We start from the raw sequence: 21563 nt of genomic DNA, 5'->3' as shown, positions 1-21563 counted from the left end.
CCAGATCTTCTGGCCGTTAATTAATATTTATCGAGGGATAAAAAATGTTAAATAATACAAAATTGCGTATCGCTATCTGTTCAGCTCTTTTGGCTTCAGCAACACCTGCACTAGCCTATGACTTTAATGTTAACGATACTGATCTCACCATTGGCGGTTATATAAAACTAACCGGAATTTTTGATTCAGACGGCACAATAAACGCGCCATATAATGGAGATCTATATAGCGTCTATTCAACCCCAATTGACGGCTCCCCTAATGCAGAATCAAGTGATTTTAGAATGACGGCAAGGGAAAGCCGAATATTCCTAAAGTCTAGCACTGAGACTGATTATGGTAAGTTAACATCACATTTTGAAGGCGATTTTTTCGCCGACATCGATAGTGACGGACCTACTTGGTCTAACAGCCACGGATTTCGTATCCGCCACGCTTATTTTAAAATGGAAAATGGTGCGCACTCCCTTTTAGCTGGGCAAACATGGACCAATTTCATGGATTTCGCAGGCTCAATGCCTTCACTCGATTTTGCCAGCGATCCCGGTAGTAGCTTTGTTCGTCAACCTCAAGTGCGCTATCAATACAATATAGCTAAGGGTCAATACGCCTCTGTGAGCTTTGAAAACCCAACATTAGGTTTAACAAAGGCAGGACCTTTTACTCAGGTAAACGCCGGCTCTTCTAGTGAAGATTTAATGCCAGATATCGTGGCTAAATATTTTTATGCCAATAAGCACGTTACTGTGTCACCACGTGCAGTCGTGCGTCGCTTCGAGCTTGATGGAAATGATACTTTCGGCTACGGTTTAGCGCTAAACAGCAGTCTGAAATTTGGTGATGGCCATAAAGCAGTACTGGGGCTTATGTATGGTGACGGCATAGGTCGCTATGCTGGCCTTGGCTTTAATGCTGGAGCAGGTATCGACAATCTAGGCGACGTCGATACGCTAAAATTCAGTAGTATCAATGGTGGGGTTATATTCTCACTTAAGAAGGACTTACGTTTAGCTGTGGGAGCTGGTTACTCCAAGCAAGATGAAGAGGGATTCGAAAATGGCATTTTGACGGAACATGCCAATAAAACGGCCTTCTCTTGGCATACCAATCTGTTCTGGAATATTACCTCAGATGTTGAATATGCTATCGGGGTGAGATCTGGAGAAGTTGAAAACATGGGAACACGAGAAGGCGATATGACTCGTTTCCAAACCTATCTCAAGTACACCTTCTAGATGAATGAAGGAAATGCAATCACCTGCATGGTTGCATTTCCTCATGATTGGATAAATATGATGAACATAAAAAGTCTAGCAATTCTATTACTTGCCGTCTTAGCATGCTCTTCACAAGCGTTTGCAATGAACAAAGTTAAATCTCATCACAAAGATGCAGGTTTAACATGCAAAAGTTGTCATACGACTAAACCTTTTGAAGCGGTCGAAATAGATCAATGCCTTACTTGCCACGAACTTCCTAAACAAAAAACGGATTATCATGGTGCACCAGATAAACATGACTCACCGCATTACGGAACAAGCCTTGAGTGTGAAAACTGTCATGCTGAACATGAAGCATCAGAAAACTACTGCAATAATTGCCACGAATTTGATTTTAAAGTGCCTTAAATTATTAGCGTTTTAAACTCATATAGTTAAATTTAAATGACGCTTTAATATCCATTAAAGCGTCATTTTATATATATATTAAACCTCTTAATTTCTACCTTGAATAACTATGTTAAATAACTAAGAAGATCATCACTGAAACATAAAATACATGATGTTAAGCTGACATCATTAATGTTAAATTTATGATTTAAATGAAAACATCACAATTAGACCTTCGCGAACTTCTATCCTTCAAGCCCCATGGCGGCACCATGAGTTTTCTTGGAAGAAGAACCTACCTAACTGATATGGTTTCACACGGCTTATTAAGAAAAGAGTTACAAGCGACTGTTGGTTACGAAATGGCACGTACCACAATTACGCGCTCGGGCTTCATAAGAGGATGGCTACTCGCAGAACAGATAAAACGCCAGATGCCAGAGGTATGGGCAGAAGCCAAGCAAGGTAAATTAGGGCCAATGATCTGTTCGATGTTTGGCTTTGGCGAAGTACTCAGTAGCCATCGAACCGATGGCGCATCTGATGCCCCCTTAGTCGAGACTTATTTCATTGGTTCATATGAAGCCGAGCAACAACTTCGCTTAAACGGACAGTCTGAATATGTCACATGTTGGGAACAGGTGGGCTTCGCTAGCGGTTACGTCTCCCATGTCCAGCAACGTACAGTCTATTTTATTGAATCAGAATGCCAAGCTAAGGGAGATTGTCACTGCCACCTAATTGGTAAATACATTGAACAATGGGACGAAGAAATTGATCCTTATCTGCCCTATTTTAACGGCATTAATATCGACACTGTCCAAGCTGAAGTGCACGATATATTGAAAGTAGAAGAGCACTTTCCACGCAACTTTAGTCAAAATCTAGATTTAAATGTTAAAACTAATTATATCCGTAGTGGCTACCCTATCAACAATAGCTACCCGATGCAGAAACTCATCGATATGGCAATGACCGTAGCCAAGGTACCCACCTCGATTTTAATTACTGGCGAGAGCGGTGTAGGTAAGGAAAAGCTGGTCGAGTTTATTCATCAGCATTCGGATCTAAGCGATAAACCGTTACTTGCAATAAACTGCGGCGCAATCACGGAGACACTATTAGACAGTGAGCTATTTGGCCATGTAAAAGGGGCTTTTACTGGCGCCGACAATCATAAAGTTGGCCTGATTGAGAGCGCTGATGGTGGCACGTTATTTCTCGATGAAGTGGGGGAGCTGTCCCCAACGATGCAGACTAAGCTGCTACGTGTTATTCAGGAGAAACAGATCCGCCGTGTGGGTGATAACAACATCAAAGATGTTGAGGTTCGAATAATATCGGCCACAAATAAAGATTTAGAAGCCGCTGTAGAGGCTGGTGAATTTAGACAAGACCTCTATTATCGTCTGAATGTAATTAAACTCATCATTCCACCGTTAAGAAATCGTGGTGAAGACATACTGCCATTAGCTCGTTATTTCTTAGGCGATTTTAATGAAAAACTAAACCGAAACATTACAGGCTTTAACTATAAAACTGCCGATCTACTACTTAATTACGATTGGCCTGGAAATATTCGTCAATTAGCCAATACCATAGAACGAGCCGTGGTACTGAGCCCCGGCCCTCAAGTGATGCCTGAAGACCTGCCAGAAGAGTTTCATCAAAACATCACCAAGCCGTCAGTCAACAATGGAATTAAGCCGCTAAATAGCATCGAAAAAGACTACATTATCTCGGTATTAGAGACCCTAAATAACAACAAAGCACTGACAGCCAAAAAGCTGGGCATGAGCTTAGCCACCCTCTACCGTAAATTGAAAGAGTATGAGGACGAGTAAATTAGCCTGTATAACTTAAAGTACTACAGGTATTAATCGGTAAACTCACAGCAGCGTCGATAAAAAAGGATGGGCATATTGCTCAAAAGACTCTTCGAAAAAATGAGGTTTAAGATTGAGCAAGAAAAGGTTAATCCACCATAAACCATACATTCGATCGCTAATCCCTCTTCGAACACCCATCCAATATTTATAGGTATAACAAGTAATCTAGATTACACCTTCTTATACTAGTAAAATTTAATAATCGCCAACCTATCCTCTTCACAGATAGAAAATGACAATTATTGCCCGCTCTTAATTTTTTACCTAGGTAAAATGCAGACACCTCACCACTATTATCTCATTCAGCGAAACAGTCCTAACTATCCATATCCAATATCGCTTCAATCCTAGTCACTAAGCTGAATCCAGCGACTTTAACATTCAAGTTATCGGCCGACTTAACGCAAAAATTCTGGGGGGGAGAACTTACGCCACAAACAACTCCCAAGACATTAAAACGCCTCTAAAAACCTAACCACATCGGCTTACAGGTGGAAGTTCGAACTAAAACAGTGTTAATATAGTTACAACACTAACTATTAGTTCTGTAACTATTTCACAGTGATTGGTAGTAAACTTAAACAAAATAACGCTCAGGAGGGCACCATGTCGTCAGACAATGCAACGGAAGAAAATCTCATCCACCAGTTATGGTCAACTATGGCTTTAAAATGTAAAGAAGGGATGCAGCTATTCTGCTTAATCGCAATTTTAAGCACCTATCTCTTTGTCATGTTGAAACCCGATGGGATTCAAAATAACAAAGCGTTAGGAGGTCAATAAGCAATGAACTACCTAAGTTATGTATCATTGGCCATCTATTTTCTTGCCATGTTAGCCATTGGTTTATTTGCTTATAGACAATCGACCAGCGATGTTTCAGGTTATATTTTGGGTGGCCGTCAGGTTAGTCCACAAGTCACCGCACTTTCCGCGGGTGCCTCAGACATGAGCGGGTGGATGTTAATGGGACTGCCCGGCGCCATGTTCTTGGTGGGGTTTGAGACTATTTATATTGCAGTCGGCTTGCTGCTCGGTGCATTAATTAACTATCTGATTGTCGCGCCTAAACTGCGTGTCTATACCGAGGTGGCTGATAACGCACTGACCATTCCTGAGTTTTTTGCGAAACGATTCCATGATCCAAGCGGTAATGTTCGTATTATTGCTGCGGTGATCATAGTGATCTTCTTTACGCTTTACACCTCAGCAGGATTGGTCGCTGGCGGTAAGCTATTTGAATCGGCGTTCGAAGTACATTATGAGCTCGGGTTAATCGTCACCTTAGGGGTTGTAGTTTCTTACACCCTACTAGGTGGTTTCTTGGCCGTAAGTCTTACCGACTTTGTCCAAGGTTGTATCATGTTTGTGGCCCTGATTTTGGTTCCAGTAGTGGCATACCAAGAGTTTACCAGCGCCGATAAGATGATGGATTTTGCTTATCAGTCTATCCCTCACTTTGGTGAGGCGATGCAAAATGTCACCCTACTCGGACTCATCTCCAGTTTATCCTGGGGCTTAGGTTATTTTGGTCAGCCACATATCATCGTTCGCTTTATGGCAATTCGCAGTGTAGGCGATATTAAAACTGCTAAAAATATCGGTATGAGCTGGATGACAGTAACCATTATTGGAGCGTTAGCCACAGGTTTAGTGGGTATTGCCTATGCCAATAAATTTGATATGAAACTGAGCGATCCTGAAACCATCTTTATCGTATTTTCAGAGTTGCTGTTCCACCCCATGATCAGCGGGTTCCTATTAGCCGCTATCTTGGCCGCGATTATGAGTACGATTTCATCACAGCTACTCGTGTCGTCTAGCTCACTAACTGAAGATATCTATCGTGTGATATCGAAGAAAGAAGCGACCGAAAAAGAGATGGTTAAGATGGGACGCTATGGCGTTGCTGGTGTGGCATTTGTGGCAAGTTTACTGGCGTTAGATCGTTCAAACAGCATCTTGTCGTTAGTCAGTAACGCTTGGGCAGGCTTTGGTGCAGCATTTGGTCCGCTCGTGCTATTTAGTCTGTACAAGAAAAACCTGACCCACAAAGCAGCAATCGCAGGCATTGTGTCGGGTGCAGCAATGGTACTGTTTTGGATTTACGCCCCAGTACTTGCAGACGGTAAAGCCTTAACCACTGTGATATACGAGATGATCCCTGGCTTCTTAGTGAGTAGCTTAGTGCTCTGGGTGGTAAGTGCATTAGATACCGACCCTTGTAAAGACACAGTTAAGACATTCAACAAAGCGGGCCGAGTACTAGCAGAGCAAAAATAGGGGAAGCACGATGGCAGATTTACACTGGAAACGCATAGTCGTCAAAGTGGGTAGTGCCTTGATTGCTCCCCATAAGAAGGGTTGTAGCAGTCACTTCCTGCTAGGTATAGCGCAGTTTATTGCAAACTGCCGCGCTCAAGGATGTCAGGTGGTATTAGTATCGTCGGGATCGGTTGCCGCAGGTTGGCACCGATTCCCAGGCGTCACCAACCCAGATGTATCGACTAAAAAAGCAATGGCAGCCGCAGGGCAAGCCGACATGATGGCCACATGGGATAAGTTATTTGACTTTCCTTCCGCCCAGCTGCTGGTCACTCATGGCGATCTTAGAGATCGTGAGCGCTATATCAGTATTAAAGATACGCTATTTAGCCTATTAGACCATGGCTTACTGCCGATCATTAACGAAAACGATGCGGTGACGACTGACAAACTCAAAGTCGGTGATAACGACAACCTTTCGGCAATGGTCGCAGCGGCAGCTGATGCCGATTCGCTCATTATCTGCTCGGACGTTAAGGGACTTTACACTAAAAACCCTAATCTTCATGACGATGCCAAGCTGATAAAGCAAGTAACAGACATCAACGCGGACATCTATGCCATGGCGGGCGGTGCCACCAGTGATGTGGGCACTGGTGGAATGCGAACAAAAATTCAGGCTGCTGAAAAGGCGATATCTCACGGCATTGAAACCGTGATTGTAGACGGTTTCGATTCCAATACCTTCAACCAGCTATTGAAGGGGCAGAATCCAGGCACCCTGTTCACCCCGTTTGAACATCCTATGCAAGAACACCTGCATTGGATGACCCACACCTCACAGGCACAAGGTGAGTTAATCGTCGAAAATGACTTCGACGCAGACTTAGAACAAAAAAATACGCAGCTGACCAGCGACGATGTAGTGGCCGTAAAAGGTAACTTTTCCGTCGGTGATACGGTATTAGTGCGCAAAGGCGATGGCACTAAATTAGCAAAAGCCAAATCCAATTACAGCAGCTGCCTACTTAATTTTATTGCGGAGCAAGACGATCGCGATTTTGCTAACGATGTTCAGCAAAAGACTGGCCCGATCATCTCCGACAAAAATATCGCCATATTGGAGTAAATATGAGCTTAATAAAGAGTTTATCGAAAGAAGCTGCAGAAGCAGCACAAACCCTTGCCATTTTAGACGAACAGCTAAAGAACACGGTATTACTCGACATGGCGCGCGCCCTGCGAGCACACAGCTATGAGATCTTAAGCGCCAATGTGATCGATATGGCTCACGCGGAGTCAAATCAGCTTAGCGACGCTATGCTAGATCGCTTGAAAATGACGCCTGATCGAATAGAAGCCATGGCGCAGGGCATTGAAGCTATCGCAGCCCTGCCCGATCCGATTGGTGAACTTCGTGATATTGGTCAGCGCCCAAATGGTCTTAACATCAGTAAGATGCGAGTGCCTCTTGGTGTCGTCTGTATGATTTATGAAGCGCGTCCTAATGTCACCGCCGATGCTGGCGCATTATGCTTTAAATCAGGTAATGCGGTCGTGCTGCGAGGTGGTAAAGAAGCACTTCAAACCAGTAAAGTAATTGCCGACATTTTACAGACGGTACTCAAGCATTACGGCTTGCCGCCAGCATTGATCACCGTTGTGCCCGATCCCGATCGCGCCTTAATGATGGAGTTGATGCAGCAGCGTGATTATATCGATGTGATTATTCCACGAGGCGGTGAAGGCCTGATCAACTTCGTGACAGATCACAGTAAGATCCCTGTTATTCAGCATTTTAAGGGAGTTTGCCATCTTTACGTCGACAAAGATGCCGACCTAGATACCGCATTAGCCTTGCTACTCAACGGTAAAACCCAGCGCACAGGTGTCTGTAACGCGCTAGAGGGACTTATCGTTCATCAAGATGTTGCTGCCCAGTTTTTGCCAAAAGTGGCGAGCGCCCTCGCTGAGCATGAGGTCAAGATCAATGCCTGCCAGCACGCGGCCAGCTACTTTAACAATTGCAATCTAATAGATGATGGTGATTTTGGTCACGAGTATTTAGACCTTGAGATAGCTGTTCGTCAGGTTGAAGATTTTAATCAGGCAATCGATCATATCAGGCGCTTTGGTAGTCATCATACCGAAGTGATTTGCACCACCAATGAGCTTACTGCGGCGCGTTTCCAGCGTACGGTCGATGCATCAGTGGTAATGGTTAATGCCTCTTCACGCTTCTCTGACGGCGGTGAGCTCGGCTTAGGCGCCGAGATCGGTATTGCAACCACTAAGCTACATGCATATGGCCCAATGGGGCTTGAGTCGCTCACCACAGAAAAGTATTTAGTCAGTGGTGACGGACAAGTTCGCGCTTAATGCACTGTCCCAAATAGCATGCCGTTGATAACGACACTTTATATAACGACACCTTACATGGCGATTCATCATATAAGGCGTCGTTTTGCCATTAACTCAGATGATTACATAAAAAACAATATAAACAACAACTAACGCAACCATTATATCACTATAGGAGCCTTATTATCTCTCACTACGACTTACAATTAGATCCACAGATGCGTATCGCCTTTATCGGTGGCGGAAACATGGCTAAGGCGATTATTTCTGGCTTGCTCAAGCATGGTCATAACGGTCAAAATATCTTGGTATGCGCACCAACCCAAGCGACTCGCAGCGGCATTGTCGATCAATTTAATGTACGAGTACATCAAGATAATAGCGCTGCGGTCGCCTTCGCCGATGTGATCATTCTTGCGGTAAAGCCGTTTGTCGTGCCCTTAGTATGTGAAGACATTGCACCTGTAATGTCGGCACTGAGCGAAGACAAATTGGTTATCTCGATTGCCGCTGGGGTAAAACATGCCACAATCAGCAAAAAACTCGGCAACTCTAATCGGGTCGTCTGCTCTATGCCTAATCTGCCAACGGCAATAGGTAAAGGCTTAACCGGCATGTACACGCCGCAGCAAACCGATGAGCTAGATATCAAAATTGCCGACGCGCTAATGAATGCCGTAGGTGATACCGTCTGGCTTAAAGATGAGAAACAGATGTCGACCATTGTTGCCACTGCGGGGAGTTCACCCGCTTACTTCTTCCTGTTTTTAGAAGCGATGGAGAAGGCGGCAATAAACCAAGGTCTGCCAAAACAGACCGCAACCAAAGCGGTACTGCAAAGTGCGATGGGAGCCATTTCGATGGCGGCGAGTAGTCAGCTGGATTTTGCCTCGCTTCGCCGTCAAGTGACCTCGCCAAAAGGCACCACCGAGCAAGCGATATTAGCGTTTCAGCATGGTGAGCTCGATGAGTTAGTCGCCAATGCAATGAACTCGGCCGCGGAGCGCGCAAGAGAGCTGTCTTTAGGTTAATAAAGGCAATCTAGCCAAATCGACAAAAGCGCAGCCATAGAGGCTGCGCTTTTTTATTTGCGTTGTTTCGTTGATAGTCATAGCCAATAAATTAGGGTTATCTCACTAAACCCTGTCAGCTTAGGCTAATTTTCCATGCCGCTAATTCGACATGCAATTGGCATAGTAAGTGACCGTTGCAGGCCAATCTGAAAATACACCTATAACCCCAACATCTTTGGCTAACACATCAAGCAATTCAAAAGCCTTACCCTCATCATGGATGGCAGCGGTAATGCTTTGATAGTACCAGCCACCGCCTTGAGTTAATAAACCAGAGCGCTCTAATGTCCAGGTGATAATTTTTAGCCCCGCCGCATTAGCGGCCTTAGCATATTCAGATGGCACTATGTTGCCCTCAACATCTAATGCCACCAGCACCCATAGCGGTGGGGCGATGATTTTCACACCATCATTAGCCAATTGCTCCATCCCAGGTGACCAGGTTGCACTATTTTGCAGATCAAAATCGGCTAGATCATATCGATCATCTAAGTATACGGCTTGTTGTCCAAACTCTGGCGCATTCGCCAGCCAATACTTCACATCTTCGAGATTAAAAGACTGCGGATAAACTTGTGAGGCAGCGACCCCAGCCTCGGTATATTCATCTAGCATTTTCTGCGCATAATCCTGCTGCGTCATGCCATCGAATGGCATGGGCACATCGGCAGATTTCAGCTCGGGGGTCATCTTCACGCCCGCCGCTTTAAACATCTCAATACTCTGAGCGTGGGTCATCAAAGTCCCTTCGCCCGCATAGAGATCGGTGCGCCAGCTTGGAGTGCCCATCATAAAGGCCTCAACCGTCGTCGCCTGAGGGTTGCTTGCATCCATCTTGCCTTTTAAACGCTTAAAGTCAGCCAGCGTAATATCACTGGTGCAGCAGGTCGCATTGGCCTGAATGCCGTTAGCCGGATCGGCTGGCAGAAATGGACTAGAACACTTATTGGCAAGATCTTCGATAGCCAGAATGTTAGTGGTTGTAGCGAGATCGCACTGTGAGTGGCGACAAACGAGCTGCTTATCGGCAGTAAAAGTCACATCACACTCAACCACTCCAGCCCCTGAGTCGATGGCTGCCTGATAGGATTCTTTGGTGTGCTCGGGAAACTGCATCGATGCCCCCCGATGACCGATAGAGAAGTCACTGCGATAAAAAGGCCCTTTGCGGCACTGCTGCAATTGACTTTTTAATTCACTATCTTGCATCTGATCTACAAGAAACAGGGGGCGTACGCCGACTTGAGCCACCACCTGCTTATCGACAGCCATCACATGACTCAATCCTGTTTTTGCCTGGCCCTCGTTCTCGTTATCATCACGACTATCACATCCAGTGATCAACCATGAACCTAATAGCATGCCGAGCATTCCCACCAATGTGACCGATTGAATTTTCATTTACGTTCCCTTCACTTATCTATAGTCAGTGGCAGGATGCTAAAAGGTACTTGTTACAGCAAAACAACATTAATGTGACGTTTGCGTCTACGAATGAACATCAATCATTGGCTCATCAACTTAATCCCAAATGTTCGTACCCAAGAGCTTGTCTATATTAGTTATTGATAGTTACTGATAAATCAGCAACATCTAAAATCTTGCAAAACGCCTCATCATTGAAAACGACGCTAACCACGGCTACCTTATTAATTCACAAAACTGATCGCACATCAGCTTGTTAGCGTAATCTTTAGCGACAAGAAGTCGGCCTACAAATAACTAAAAAGGAAGTCATATGAACCAGCAACAACATCATATTCCGCAAGAAGCGTTCGATTGGTACGATGAATATGCCCATGGTGCCATGGATCGACGTACCTTTATGAAAAAGCTCGGCACACTGGTTGCCGTAGGCTACTCCATGACGGTATTGACCTCTGCATTGATGCCTAACTATGCACTGGCCGAACAGATCTCATTTAACGATCCCGATATTAAAGCCACCTATGAAGCGTTCGATTCGCCACAAGGCCACGGCAAAGGTCGTGGCTACTTAGTGACCCCAACTAATGCTACAGGCAAATTGCCCCTTGTCTTAGTCGTGCATGAAAATAGAGGGCTAAACCCCTACATTAAAGATGTCGCTAGACGCCTTGCTAAGGCGGGCTTCATTGCCTTCGCACCCGATGCTCTGTTTACGCTCGGAGGCTACCCAGGCAATGATGATGAAGGCCGAGCAATGCAGCGCTCAATGGATCGCGACAAGATACAGAATGATTTTATTGCCGCGGCAATATTCTTAAAGAGCCATCCTCTCGGTAACGGTAAACTGGGAGCGGTAGGCTTCTGTTTTGGCGGATATATCGTTAACTACCTCGCGGCGGTCGATTCGAGTCTCTTAAGTGCAGGCGTGTCCTTTTACGGTACACCCGCCGTCGCTGAGCTGAGGAAAAACATTAAGGCTCCGCTGCAAATCCAATTAGCAGAACTCGATGAAAGGGTAAATAAAACGTGGCCTGAATATGAGGATGATCTAAAAAAATATGGCGTCGACTACCAGATGTATATGTACAAAAATGCCAATCATGGCTTCCACAATGACTCAACCCAGAGGTTTGATGAGGCCAGTGCAGTGCTCGCCTGGGAGAGAAGCCTAGCCTTCTTTCGCCAACATCTCTCCTCTGTCCCATCTTAAAATCGGGCGAGAAAGGCGAATGTGTTAACGCATTCGCCTTTCTGTTGTTACTTAAATTACTATTTACCCCAAGGATTGCTAGGGTCTTGTGACGGTGCGGGACGCTTGCTGCCAGAGCGCTTGTTTTGCGCATAGCTATCTTGTGCTCGCGGCTTATCCTTACCGTAATTAGGACGAGTATTGTTTTTCTTCATCGCCTCATAATCTGCGGTCGCTTTAGCACGCATTTCTGCAATGAGCTCAACGGTCAATTCTTGAGGCTTGCGTGGCACTATGCCATCAGCAAAACCACGCTCGCGAGGTTTTAACTCAAACTGCGCCGCACTTCCTTTAGGCATACGTTTAAAGCGATACAGATAAAAACTCTCCACCCGCTCTCTGGCCCACTCGGTTTTTTTCAGAAACTTAAGGCAGGCTTCCATGGTCGGATTGGTATTAAAACACTCTAGACGCAGCGCGGCGTAGAGAATTTTCCAATCGTAAAAATCCACTAGTTCAGTCACCATAGCCTCTAATCCTAGGCCATGTAATGGGTTATTTTGTTGCAGTTCAATCATGGGAGTTCCAACTACCGCAAAGGCGGTGTTTACTGTATAAAATTGGTCGCGTTAAACACATTCTGCGCAGCCATTATCGCGGCATGACCATGCAATAACACTTACTTCATGCCAAGCAAATCACTTGTCGATATCGCCCGCTACGTTGATGGGCCATTAAAACACGCTGCCGCTAGGCACGTACGATGGCTTAATAATAACAATAAAACCCCTATTACACCCAGCCCAATTGGTCACGTTCGCCAATTTCCTAGCAGATAACACAAAAAAGCGCAGCCTCAGGGCTGCGCTCGCTTTAACATCGGCTAGGCAGATTGTTGATAACTATTGGCAGGACGCACCATAGAGGTCAACGGCCCAACTGCTGTTGTCGATGAAGGGATTACGATTTTTCTGCCACTCAAACACACGATTATTACGACGACGCTCCCAGTCACTCACAGGATCTTGTAGATGCCAACTAAGCAAGGTACACAAATCGCCGAGTAACGGTTCACCATTTCCAGTGACACCACTGACAACACTCAGATCTGGCGTACCACTGCTGTCGTTACCTTCATAGCGTACATCCATATAGAACACCATACGTGCGACATCGCCTTTCACCTCATCTCTGGGTTCGAAACTGTCGGAATCAGTATTATTGCCCGGCGCTTCAGATAATTCACTGCCCCCTAAAGCAAAGTCTTTATTGCCACGGCTACTGTTGACTGTAACATCGGCAGGCCGCAGATGATGCAGATCGGTATATGCATATTGACCGCTACTCGGAAAACCATGACTCTTAGCCCACACATGTTCACGATTCCAAGCATCGAGTGAACTGCTTAAGCCAGCGCGGTTCACCTTTGGCTCTGAGCGTCCCGTGTATAGCAAGATGACATTATTACTATTGTTTGGATCTTCATCGGCATAACTCAGTCCATCCCATACTTGGCTATAGCTAAAACGCGTATGTCCTTTAATGGTCTGATTGAGGCTGGCCTTTAGCGCCGAGCCAGATTTACCGATAGCATTAGCATAATAGGTCGCAAAAACGTAATCACCGTTGTCACCACTGGAGCCATCGCCAGAACCAGAACCACCATCTCCGCCACCACTGGTTACAACCGTATAGTTAACCACCAAAGAAACGCCAGTAAACGACTCATAAGCTTGGATATTGGCATAGTAACGCCCAACGATAGGCTGAGTAATGGCACACTCCTCATTATTGCCAGATAGATAGGGAGCACAGTCATACTCGCTGGTTGTCGGCTCACTACCTTGACGTACATAGAGATCGGCATCCCCAGTGCCACCGCTCATGACAAGGTTCACATTGCTAGCCCCTTGGGGAAGATCGACATAATACTTAAGCGTCTGGCCTTGATTGGCGCTTAAGTTAATCTTAGGCTGACCATTACCCAGTTGATTATCGCTGACACCAGTACCGCTGCCACTTCCATCGCAATTAATACTGAGATCACCCGAGCCTGGAGTGCCCGCACTGTCACTGGCACTCCAATCAATTGCTGACTTAGTATTGATAACGCTGGTCCGTTGTAGTGACACATCACGCACATTGAGAGACCAGCCTGATAGACCGCCTTCCCAAGCAACGACATCGACCTCTTCCGCGCCTTTATTTAGACGAACATAATCCCCAGAATTACCTAAGGTTAATGACATTGGCGACAGGTTTGGCGCTGAACCAAACAAGCTAGTAAAACCCGCCTCGTTTGCGGCAACGGTAAAATAGTCCCCAGGCGCTAAGCTACCTTGCAAGGCAAAACTACTGCCGTTGTCACTTAGCTGATATTGACTTAAATCTATGCTAGTACAGCCCCCATTAAACAGCTCTATAAACTCTTCAACACTGTCATTATTAGGCGCGTCATACAGCACCTCGCTGATAAGCAAATTTGCATTGGCATTAAATGCCAAGCCAGTCAGCAGTGCTGCGGTTGTTAATTTAAATATATCCATCAATGGTTTCGCTCTTATTTTTTATATTTTCATTCAGTACATAAATGAACTGACCCCGCACTTCTCATCCATATCGATGGGTTGAGAGAAGTGCATGGGAGGCATATTAACCAAAATATGTTACATCTTGATACATTTAACTTATCATTTTGATAACCATTGCTTAAATTTTATATAAAACGATGGCAAGTGTTGTATTTGTTTGCTGATGGGAGTAGATGGTCAGTTTAACCAATCAAAGGAGGATTTAATCGCCGTGTTACAGGGCTGCGGCACGCCCGATCAAAAATAGGTTCGGTCAGAATAGTCATAGAGCCAAGTAGGCCGATAAACCACCATGAGTGTCACCGCCATGCCGTTAAGTAGTGCCTCAGGGAATGCCAACAGCGGGATCAGCAGTAGGTAATTATCCGTTAAGTAACTCCAGTCATAATCGCCACTCATCCAAAGCCAGAAAGACCAAGGCAGCATGTGAAAAATAATCGACAAAAAGCCATTCATAAATGCACCACAGAAGATGTAAACGAACAGATGATGCGGCAGGTATTTGAATACTTGACTATAAACCACATAACAAAGAAATAGCGGGAGCGACACTGCGACGAGCCCATAAACCGCAAAATCAAACGGTTGCTTGAGAACGAAAGTAGCGAAGAAAAGCACAGGCAATAGCGAGATAAATGTGGCTAGACGCCAACCAAACATCAGCATTAAAGTAACTAAGCCTAAAAAGTGTAAATGGATACCTGAAGTAATACTGGCATTGATCAACCACAAACCATTGACCGCAAATGCCGTCAAGAGTAAACGCGACTGCAGCACTTTATCGTGAAGCAAAACTTTCATCTCTTCACTGGGCCAAATAGCCCATAGCCATACCAAAAGCAGAGCCATAACCAGTAATTGCCCCCCCGTTATACTCCAATCTATTTCACTCAAGCGTTGCAGTAAAAAGTCGCTCATGATTTGGTTCCAATATTCACATTAACCAACCCGAGTGGGGGCCTACTAGTGTCAAAGGTATTCATTTAAACGTAAAACGTACCACATAGTTTAAAGTTAGCAATAACTTGCATCATGCGACTAGCATGTTTTGGAAGACCCAAGATAGCTAATCTGAACTCGGGGTTAACCAAATAGCCGTGATATCAATCAACGCAAATATCTCAATAGGCAACAAGAAGAGTATTGAGTCAATGACGTTAATATTATTCGACGACTATTTTCATTACTGGGACGCCAGCATTATGGCAAGTCTTGGAATAGGTGGGGTAAATCGAAGAAATGATAAGACTGGCACCGCTCAACCAATCAAAATAGCTTTGACTCAATTACAGTGCCAGTAAGTATAAAAGTAAGCATTAGCGATATTGGTGTGCTTTACAAAAAGTCTGCCGCAGGTATAAACAAGATGGAGAACCATAGTCTACTAGACAGACTTACAACCGCTTAACGCTACTTCAGAGAGACATTTTATTTAATTTTGTCTAACAATCCTTTGCCAGCCTTTTTAGCGTGCTTCTCATTGCGCTTTTCTTTGGCCGATTTTAAAGGTTGTTTCTTGCTTTCTTTACCGTTTCTGTGTTCTTTACTCATTTTTTGCTCCAGTGTTTACTGGGGCATCTTAGCCAAGGCTAACCGATAAAAGCTTAGTCATTTTAACGAGCGTTTGATGTCCTGAAGTAAACTAGTTTTTACTTACTCAATAGGCAATACACGTGTTTACCACAAACTTTTAATTTAACAGATAAAATTGGTATGAGTTTGGTTTCCTATCAGATTGCTTAGGCCCATCTATTTTAACACTTATTATTTAAAATAAGCCTATATAATCATTAGAATAATTAACGCTAAGCCTAGAACGCGATAGACTATACAAATCTATCGGTCACACACTCTATTGATGCTTATCCGGCTAGCTTAATAGCAGGTAGATCCTCACTGTTTTAGCGGGGCTAATCTCGGTATTAATCATTTTGATGTCTAATTAATCCAAGGATACAGTCAACTATGTTAGGCTTAACAAATATAAGATTAAACAATTAGATGAAATCACAGTGAAGCGTATTTTACTTATACTAGTTGCGCTATTTATGGCCTTAGGAATCGTGTTTTCGAGCGCAGCTCAGCAACGATACCCTCTTTACAGTGCAATGGCGACTCAACTGCCAGAGACAGAAATTTGGCGAACGGTAGAGCGAGATGCTCCCCAGCCTGAATCGATCACAGCTCTTAAGCATTTGTATCAAACATCGACACCGATCTCGTCATCATTGGTGAATCATTCGGGTGCGTATATCGCGCGCATCCCCTTAGCAAATCAAGACGCTCAGCCCAACAACTGGTTTATAAAAATCAATGCCAATTTTATTGATACAGGCATGGCCTTCTGGGAATCAGAGCAGAACACAATACCAAGGGCGATCGGTTTTTCTCAGCTTAGCGACAACAATACACCATGGCTAATGCATACACAGGTCTTTGAATTACCGCTAAATCAACAAGAAAGTGGCCAGCTGTGGTTATATGTTGATGCCAAGCATTACGCCCTTCCCTTAACGGTGGATCTGTATAACAGTGCCAGCTTCTTTCATGAGCAATTCGTTACCAATTTGACCACGCTGTTCGCTATTGCCGTGATGCTCACCCTCGCGTTAATCGCGTTAACCTTATACGCTAAAACACGTTTAACCGTCACCTTAGCCTGTGCGGGGTACATTGGCCTACATGGCTTAGGATGGGCGGCCGCCTCGGGGTTAGTCGATGACATTTTTGACATTCAAACGCTAAACACCACCTATCTGGGGATGGTGATGTTTCCCTTTGCCATCGCTTCGGCAAGCCAATTTACCAAGTTATTATTTAACTTAGATTATCTACACAAGCGTTTGGCTAAGCTGTTCAATAGCGTGTCGCTCATTTGTCTGCTATTTGGCCTAGCGATGCCGCTGTTAAGCTTTTCAACTTCATTTATTATCTCGCATATAATAGCGATGCTCTGGGTGCCATTAGCCATTGCTATCGGCTTAAAAATGTTGGTATATAAAGATTTTAGAGCAAAGTATTACTTACTCGGCAATCTATTATATGGGTTTTCATTACTCTACTACGTGATATCACACAGTAACCTTACTTCGGGTCTACTACACCCAGAGTTGGTTGTGGTCTCAGCCTTAGCGGCAGATGGTTTCTGCATACTGTTATCCTTAGCCGCTTGGCTACAACAAAAAAAGCAGGACTACAGCCGAGCATACAAACAAGCCAGAATCGATCCCTTAACCCATATTGGTAACCGGTTTGCTTTACATGAATCGCTCAACCAACTGGCTACAAATTACATCATCACCTTCATCGACTATGACGGCATAAAGATGATTAACGATAAACTCGGACATGATCAGGGTGATAAACTACTGAGATACGGTGCCAAACTAATGAGTTCAACCTTAGGTAATAAGGGAGAAGTATTTCGTACTGGCGGTGATGAGTTTGTCTGGCTGCTGAGTGTCAATTCGTCAGATGCCATCAAAGATCGGCTCACTCAAACCGAGAAGATGCTGGCGCTATGTCACAGCGACATCAAGAGCAAATGGAAAACGGCTGGCATTAGCTACGGCATCGCACACTCATTGGAAAGTACAAACCAATCAGAGTGTCTGGCGATGGCAGATCAACGCATGTACCAACACAAACGATCTAAACAACTCGCTCAATCTCTCGCCGTTGACGACGTTGAAGACTCTCGCCGTCGACTAACTTAGTGGATACAAATCTCGCTTTTGTGCCTAACGCGCACTAATGCACCAATCTTTACATTTCTTTAATTGAACCCCTAATTGATATTAATTATCATTCGCGACCATTGGTTTGACGAATGTTTACTCGCAGCACAGATAAAAACCCTCTTATCCAAACTGCACCAACTCATTTTTTACTCCATATCTTCAGTCGTAATTAACTTCGATATATTGAGAACATCAAGATGAATCTAGTCCCTGCGTTAAAGTGGTTTCATAACTGGGTAGGCTTTTTTGTTAGCATCGCCATGCTGATCGCACTCACTTCCGGTGTCTATTTAGGGAGTGTTGAAATCATCAAACGTCTAAACGATCATGGCCAAGAGTATCAACCACTGTCTATCGCTCAGAAAGCCAGTGCTGTCGAAACCTTGTTTGCACGTTATCCAGAGATGAACACAGTGCGCTTTCCAACCGAACACGCTCCTTTCATCCAAGCGGCAACTAGGGGTAAGTCAATTGCCTTTGATAATGAGCTTAATGAACTATCGGTAAGCCAATCGTCAGATATCCCTATGTACAGCACCCTGTTTTGGCTGCATAGAAACTTCTTACTCGCAGACTTCGGCAAATACCTTAATGCATGGGCATCACTACTTGGGGGGATCATTACCTTAGTCGGCATCTATTTGTGGTGGCGAGTGCGTAACGGCTTTCGACTCAAGCAGTCCTTCCCCAAAAATACGCGTTCGAGTAGCTTGTTAAAAAGCCATATTCAACTGGGACTATTTATCTCTATTCCATTGTTTACTCTGTGTATTAGTGGCTTTTTAATTACCTATAAAGGTCTGTGGACTGGCGCGCTAAAACAGCCCAAAACCGAAGTTCAATATCCATTGAGTCAAGCAAATAATTGGCATAGCCAACTTGTCACAGCGCAAACCTATTGGCCAGACTCACAATTGGTCGCGGTGAGTAAACCTATGAGCAGAAACAAAGAGCCAGTCGCGCCAGCCGAAGCACTTGTTTATAGCATTCGCTTTGACGCTCATGACGACGTTTGGCTAAGAGAAGCCGATCGTATGACAATCAACTTTGAACAGGGACAAATTGAGTCGGCACTAAAACACAGTCAGCGCCCATTGTCAGGCAGAGTGGCCGCCTTTGTCAGGCCCTTACATGATGCGCTCAACATGCCCTTGAGTTACCTCACATTAATTACTTTCGTAGCCGCTATCGCTTCATTGATCCTTGGTTTCAGCGCCGTCACCTTTTATCGCCGTACCGTTAAACGCAAATTAAAAGCATCATAGTCACGGTTCTCTCCCCCGCAGAAATAGCCGCTAGCGCAGCTATTTCTCGCGCCAGAGCGACTTAAACCTGTGGTTTACTTTATGAACAAATAAAACAATTGATCCACTTCAACTTTCATCCATAAAGCTTGATTAACCCCTTGTAATTCGTCATGGGGTTAGCTTTACTTAGGTGGTAACAATACTGTTTTTTTAACTGCCTAATTACAAGGAGTTACTATGCTAGGAGAAGATCACTCTCTCATTAATGAGTTTCCAGAGCACCAAGCTGCCATAGTTGCGTTGTCCAAAGCTGATCCCACCTTTGCTGATTCAGCTAAGCAATACAATGCACTAGATAAAGAGATTCGAGAACTCGAATTAAACGGTGCTCCGATAGACGATGAAGCCATGAACCAACTTAAGCACGACAGAGCAGAATTGAAAGACACACTATATCAGCGTTTAACCAAATAATGTAAACCCCATAATTGCCGTTCCCCAGGGGCAGATTAAAACAACCTAAGCCCCTGTCCTATTTATTAAAGTCGTGACTGACACTGGCTTGTTCTAGTCAAAATGCGTAGTCAAAGTACTGTCACTAAAATTTATCACTGTTTATGAGGCGTCCAATGTTAGTCACTTTCAAAAGCGATCAATACGCTAATATCACCCTATTTGGTGATGTAGCCAAATCACTGTTAAAAATAATGGGACACAGCGGCTCAGTACCTGGATCATTTCGGGCCGAAGATGTCCCTGCTGCGCTTCAAAAATTATCACAGGCCATTTCTCTTGCGCCCCAAACTCCTACAGAGCCTTTAGGTGATGACAATGATGATGACAATGAACAGTATGTCAGTTTACGTCATCGCGCCTTACCCCTTATTGAACTGCTAGAGTCGGCTAAAAAAAACCAGTCGAATGTGATGTGGGAATAGCTCACTCATCATCATAGGGATACCGAATCCGCCTCAAAAGAGGCCTTAAGCCGAGCCTATTATCAAAAATAGATTGATAATAATTCATTCATAAGCCTATTTCTTATCATCTCGGTTAGCCCTATTATCGGCTTCATCGGCGGCAAGCATGAACGGTCCACTGGGTTTACAACGTAAAATAGACAGAACATAAGGAATGGAAATGGGCAAGCTAACGATCGTGGCACAGCTCATCGCTAAAGCTGACAAAGTTGAATACCTAAAAACAGAGTTGCTTAAGCTCATCGAGGTAACGTAGGTCGAAGAGGTTTGTATCAACTGTGACCATCATCAAGACAATCAACACCCAGCATACTTTGTATGTTATGAAAACTGGACATAGAGTGGACACTTACAAGCACATCTAGGCAGCAGCCATACCACTATCTCGCTGCAACCGAAGGTTGTGTTGAACAATTCACTCTTAATGAAATGACGCTAATCGCATAATCATTTGCCAATGCATTGTCATTGGCAAGCTTACTTAATTAAATGGAAAAATTATGACTCACCCAATTATTGCAGACTTAGCAAACCGCTACACCACCAAAAGATATGATGCATCAAAACGCATTCCACAAGCCGATCTCGATGTCATTTATGAGGCGATGCGCCTGTCTGCCTCATCCATTAACTCGCAACCTTGGAAGTTCATCGTCATTGAAAGTGATGAGGCAAAACAGCGTATGTATGATACCTTTGCCAACAAATTCCAGTTTAATCAGCCTCATGTAAAGTCTGCATCGCACATTATTTTGTTTGCTCACAATCCCAACTACACCCGCGATGATTACGCCAAGGTCGTGGATAAAGGCATTAAGGATGGCCGTACAAAACCAGAAGATAGAGAGCAAGCATTTGCCGGGTTTGCCTTCGCCGAACTCAACACAGATGAACACGGCAATACTGCGGCTTGGACAAAATCGCAAACCTACTTAGCTTTAGGTAATACCTTACACACCTTAGCAAGATTAGGCATCGACTCCACCACAATGGAAGGAGTAGATAGCGAACTGATCGGTGAAATATTTAAAGCAGAACTGGATGGTTTTATCTGTGAAGTCGGCCTAGCGATTGGCTACCATCACGCCGACGAAGACTACAATGCTAGCCTGCCTAAATCGCGTTTAGCCGCCGAATCTGTGATCACCATTATATAGTCTGGTATAGGGTAATTAGACATAATCTAATCA

19 protein-coding genes are annotated in these 21563 nt (G+C 44.4%); 14 read left to right on the top strand and 5 right to left on the bottom strand.

Translation table 11 applies throughout. The features are described 5' to 3' along the window. Positions 1 to 44 precede the first annotated feature (44 nt). The 8 genes from K0I73_RS04350 to proC all read left to right on the top strand — a co-directional run bounded on the left by K0I73_RS04350 (position 45) and on the right by proC (position 9156). Positions 45 to 1235 carry a DcaP family trimeric outer membrane transporter gene (locus K0I73_RS04350; protein ID WP_220063305.1) on the top strand — a complete coding sequence of 397 codons (1191 nt, stop codon included), beginning with the start codon at positions 45 to 47 and terminating at the stop codon, positions 1233 to 1235. After that, positions 1236 to 1628, top strand: coding sequence for a cytochrome c3 family protein (locus K0I73_RS04345; RefSeq protein ID WP_220063304.1), 393 nt, complete (start codon positions 1236 to 1238; stop codon positions 1626 to 1628). A gap of 194 nt (positions 1629 to 1822) precedes the next feature. Further along, positions 1823 to 3454 carry a sigma-54-dependent Fis family transcriptional regulator gene (locus K0I73_RS04340; protein WP_220063303.1) on the top strand — a complete coding sequence of 544 codons (1632 nt, stop codon included), beginning with the start codon at positions 1823 to 1825 and terminating at the stop codon, positions 3452 to 3454. Between the two features lie 651 nt (positions 3455 to 4105). Continuing rightward, the gene (locus K0I73_RS04335) at positions 4106 to 4282 is read left to right on the top strand and encodes a hypothetical protein (protein WP_220063302.1); all 177 of its coding nucleotides are present in this window, start codon (positions 4106 to 4108) and stop codon (positions 4280 to 4282) included. Between the two features lie 3 nt (positions 4283 to 4285). Then, positions 4286 to 5782: a sodium/proline symporter PutP gene (gene putP / locus K0I73_RS04330; protein WP_220063301.1), complete on the top strand. Its 1497-nt coding sequence runs from the start codon at positions 4286 to 4288 to the stop codon at positions 5780 to 5782. Between the two features lie 10 nt (positions 5783 to 5792). Beyond that, entirely contained in the window at positions 5793 to 6893 is a 1101-nt protein-coding gene (gene proB, locus K0I73_RS04325; RefSeq protein WP_220063300.1) for a glutamate 5-kinase, read from the top strand. Positions 6894 to 6895: 2 nt separating this feature from the next. After that, positions 6896 to 8143, top strand: coding sequence for a glutamate-5-semialdehyde dehydrogenase (locus K0I73_RS04320; protein WP_220063299.1), 1248 nt, complete (start codon positions 6896 to 6898; stop codon positions 8141 to 8143). A 200-nt stretch (positions 8144 to 8343) separates the two neighbouring features. After that, positions 8344 to 9156 (top strand): pyrroline-5-carboxylate reductase, encoded by an 813-nt coding sequence (gene proC / locus K0I73_RS04315; protein ID WP_220063298.1) that lies wholly within the window; start codon positions 8344 to 8346, stop codon positions 9154 to 9156. Positions 9157 to 9297: 141 nt separating this feature from the next. Here proC and K0I73_RS04310 read toward each other — a convergent pair whose 3' ends face one another. Continuing rightward, entirely contained in the window at positions 9298 to 10599 is a 1302-nt protein-coding gene (locus tag K0I73_RS04310; RefSeq protein WP_220063297.1) for a glycerophosphodiester phosphodiesterase family protein, read from the bottom strand. Positions 10600 to 10936: 337 nt separating this feature from the next. Between K0I73_RS04310 and K0I73_RS04305 the strand changes: the two genes are divergently transcribed. Continuing rightward, positions 10937 to 11836: a dienelactone hydrolase family protein gene (locus K0I73_RS04305; RefSeq protein WP_220063296.1), complete on the top strand. Its 900-nt coding sequence runs from the start codon at positions 10937 to 10939 to the stop codon at positions 11834 to 11836. 59 nt (positions 11837 to 11895) lie between these two features. On the opposite strand, the gene K0I73_RS04300 is transcribed toward K0I73_RS04305, so the two are convergent. The 4 genes from K0I73_RS04300 to K0I73_RS19090 all read right to left on the bottom strand — a co-directional run bounded on the left by K0I73_RS04300 (position 11896) and on the right by K0I73_RS19090 (position 15957). After that, positions 11896 to 12393, bottom strand: coding sequence for a VF530 family protein (locus K0I73_RS04300; RefSeq protein ID WP_220063295.1), 498 nt, complete (start codon positions 12391 to 12393; stop codon positions 11896 to 11898). Positions 12394 to 12717: 324 nt separating this feature from the next. Further along, a complete protein-coding gene (locus K0I73_RS04295; protein WP_220063294.1) occupies positions 12718 to 14364 on the bottom strand; it encodes an endonuclease in 1647 nt (548 codons plus the stop codon). A gap of 279 nt (positions 14365 to 14643) precedes the next feature. Next, complete coding sequence (locus K0I73_RS04290; RefSeq protein WP_220063293.1) at positions 14644 to 15324, bottom strand: energy-coupling factor ABC transporter permease; 681 nt, start codon at positions 15322 to 15324, stop codon at positions 14644 to 14646. 510 nt (positions 15325 to 15834) lie between these two features. Beyond that, positions 15835 to 15957, bottom strand: a complete 123-nt coding sequence (locus K0I73_RS19090; RefSeq protein WP_258405291.1) for a hypothetical protein — start codon at positions 15955 to 15957, stop codon at positions 15835 to 15837. A gap of 461 nt (positions 15958 to 16418) precedes the next feature. Between K0I73_RS19090 and K0I73_RS04285 the strand changes: the two genes are divergently transcribed. The 5 genes from K0I73_RS04285 to K0I73_RS04260 all read left to right on the top strand — a co-directional run bounded on the left by K0I73_RS04285 (position 16419) and on the right by K0I73_RS04260 (position 21530). Beyond that, positions 16419 to 18122 carry a GGDEF domain-containing protein gene (locus K0I73_RS04285; protein WP_220063292.1) on the top strand — a complete coding sequence of 568 codons (1704 nt, stop codon included), beginning with the start codon at positions 16419 to 16421 and terminating at the stop codon, positions 18120 to 18122. Between the two features lie 221 nt (positions 18123 to 18343). Beyond that, entirely contained in the window at positions 18344 to 19411 is a 1068-nt protein-coding gene (locus tag K0I73_RS04280; RefSeq protein ID WP_220063291.1) for a PepSY-associated TM helix domain-containing protein, read from the top strand. A 219-nt stretch (positions 19412 to 19630) separates the two neighbouring features. Further along, complete coding sequence (locus K0I73_RS04275; RefSeq protein WP_220063290.1) at positions 19631 to 19867, top strand: HP1242/YdcH family protein; 237 nt, start codon at positions 19631 to 19633, stop codon at positions 19865 to 19867. A 155-nt stretch (positions 19868 to 20022) separates the two neighbouring features. After that, positions 20023 to 20331, top strand: a complete 309-nt coding sequence (locus tag K0I73_RS04270) for a DUF1840 domain-containing protein (RefSeq protein WP_220063289.1) — start codon at positions 20023 to 20025, stop codon at positions 20329 to 20331. A 542-nt stretch (positions 20332 to 20873) separates the two neighbouring features. Continuing rightward, positions 20874 to 21530, top strand: coding sequence for a nitroreductase family protein (locus tag K0I73_RS04260; RefSeq protein WP_220063288.1), 657 nt, complete (start codon positions 20874 to 20876; stop codon positions 21528 to 21530). Positions 21531 to 21563 lie beyond the last annotated feature (33 nt).

Source organism: Shewanella mesophila, assembly GCF_019457515.1.
Lineage (GTDB): Bacteria > Pseudomonadota > Gammaproteobacteria > Enterobacterales > Shewanellaceae > Shewanella > Shewanella mesophila.
Note: the sequence above shows the minus strand (reverse complement) of the source record. Positions and strands in the feature narration are given on the sequence as shown.

Bases quoted from the DNA above. Each gene is read 5' to 3' on its own strand.
- K0I73_RS04305 (WP_220063296.1), top strand. From the start codon at position 10,937: ATGAACCAGCAACAACATCATATTCCGCAAGAAGCGTTCGATTGGTAC.
- K0I73_RS04350 (WP_220063305.1), top strand. From the start codon at position 45: ATGTTAAATAATACAAAATTGCGTATCGCTATCTGTTCAGCTCTTTTG.
- K0I73_RS04345 (WP_220063304.1), top strand. From the start codon at position 1,236: ATGAATGAAGGAAATGCAATCACCTGCATGGTTGCATTTCCTCATGAT.
- putP (WP_220063301.1), top strand. From the start codon at position 4,286: ATGAACTACCTAAGTTATGTATCATTGGCCATCTATTTTCTTGCCATG.
- K0I73_RS04290 (WP_220063293.1), bottom strand. From the start codon at position 15,324: ATGAGCGACTTTTTACTGCAACGCTTGAGTGAAATAGATTGGAGTATA.
- proC (WP_220063298.1), top strand. From the start codon at position 8,344: ATGCGTATCGCCTTTATCGGTGGCGGAAACATGGCTAAGGCGATTATT.
- K0I73_RS04320 (WP_220063299.1), top strand. From the start codon at position 6,896: ATGAGCTTAATAAAGAGTTTATCGAAAGAAGCTGCAGAAGCAGCACAA.
- K0I73_RS04270 (WP_220063289.1), top strand. From the start codon at position 20,023: ATGTTAGTCACTTTCAAAAGCGATCAATACGCTAATATCACCCTATTT.
- K0I73_RS04300 (WP_220063295.1), bottom strand. From the start codon at position 12,393: ATGATTGAACTGCAACAAAATAACCCATTACATGGCCTAGGATTAGAG.
- K0I73_RS04260 (WP_220063288.1), top strand. From the start codon at position 20,874: ATGACTCACCCAATTATTGCAGACTTAGCAAACCGCTACACCACCAAA.
- K0I73_RS19090 (WP_258405291.1), bottom strand. From the start codon at position 15,957: ATGAGTAAAGAACACAGAAACGGTAAAGAAAGCAAGAAACAACCTTTA.
- K0I73_RS04275 (WP_220063290.1), top strand. From the start codon at position 19,631: ATGCTAGGAGAAGATCACTCTCTCATTAATGAGTTTCCAGAGCACCAA.
- K0I73_RS04335 (WP_220063302.1), top strand. From the start codon at position 4,106: ATGTCGTCAGACAATGCAACGGAAGAAAATCTCATCCACCAGTTATGG.
- K0I73_RS04310 (WP_220063297.1), bottom strand. From the start codon at position 10,599: ATGAAAATTCAATCGGTCACATTGGTGGGAATGCTCGGCATGCTATTA.
- K0I73_RS04340 (WP_220063303.1), top strand. From the start codon at position 1,823: ATGAAAACATCACAATTAGACCTTCGCGAACTTCTATCCTTCAAGCCC.
- K0I73_RS04280 (WP_220063291.1), top strand. From the start codon at position 18,344: ATGAATCTAGTCCCTGCGTTAAAGTGGTTTCATAACTGGGTAGGCTTT.
- proB (WP_220063300.1), top strand. From the start codon at position 5,793: ATGGCAGATTTACACTGGAAACGCATAGTCGTCAAAGTGGGTAGTGCC.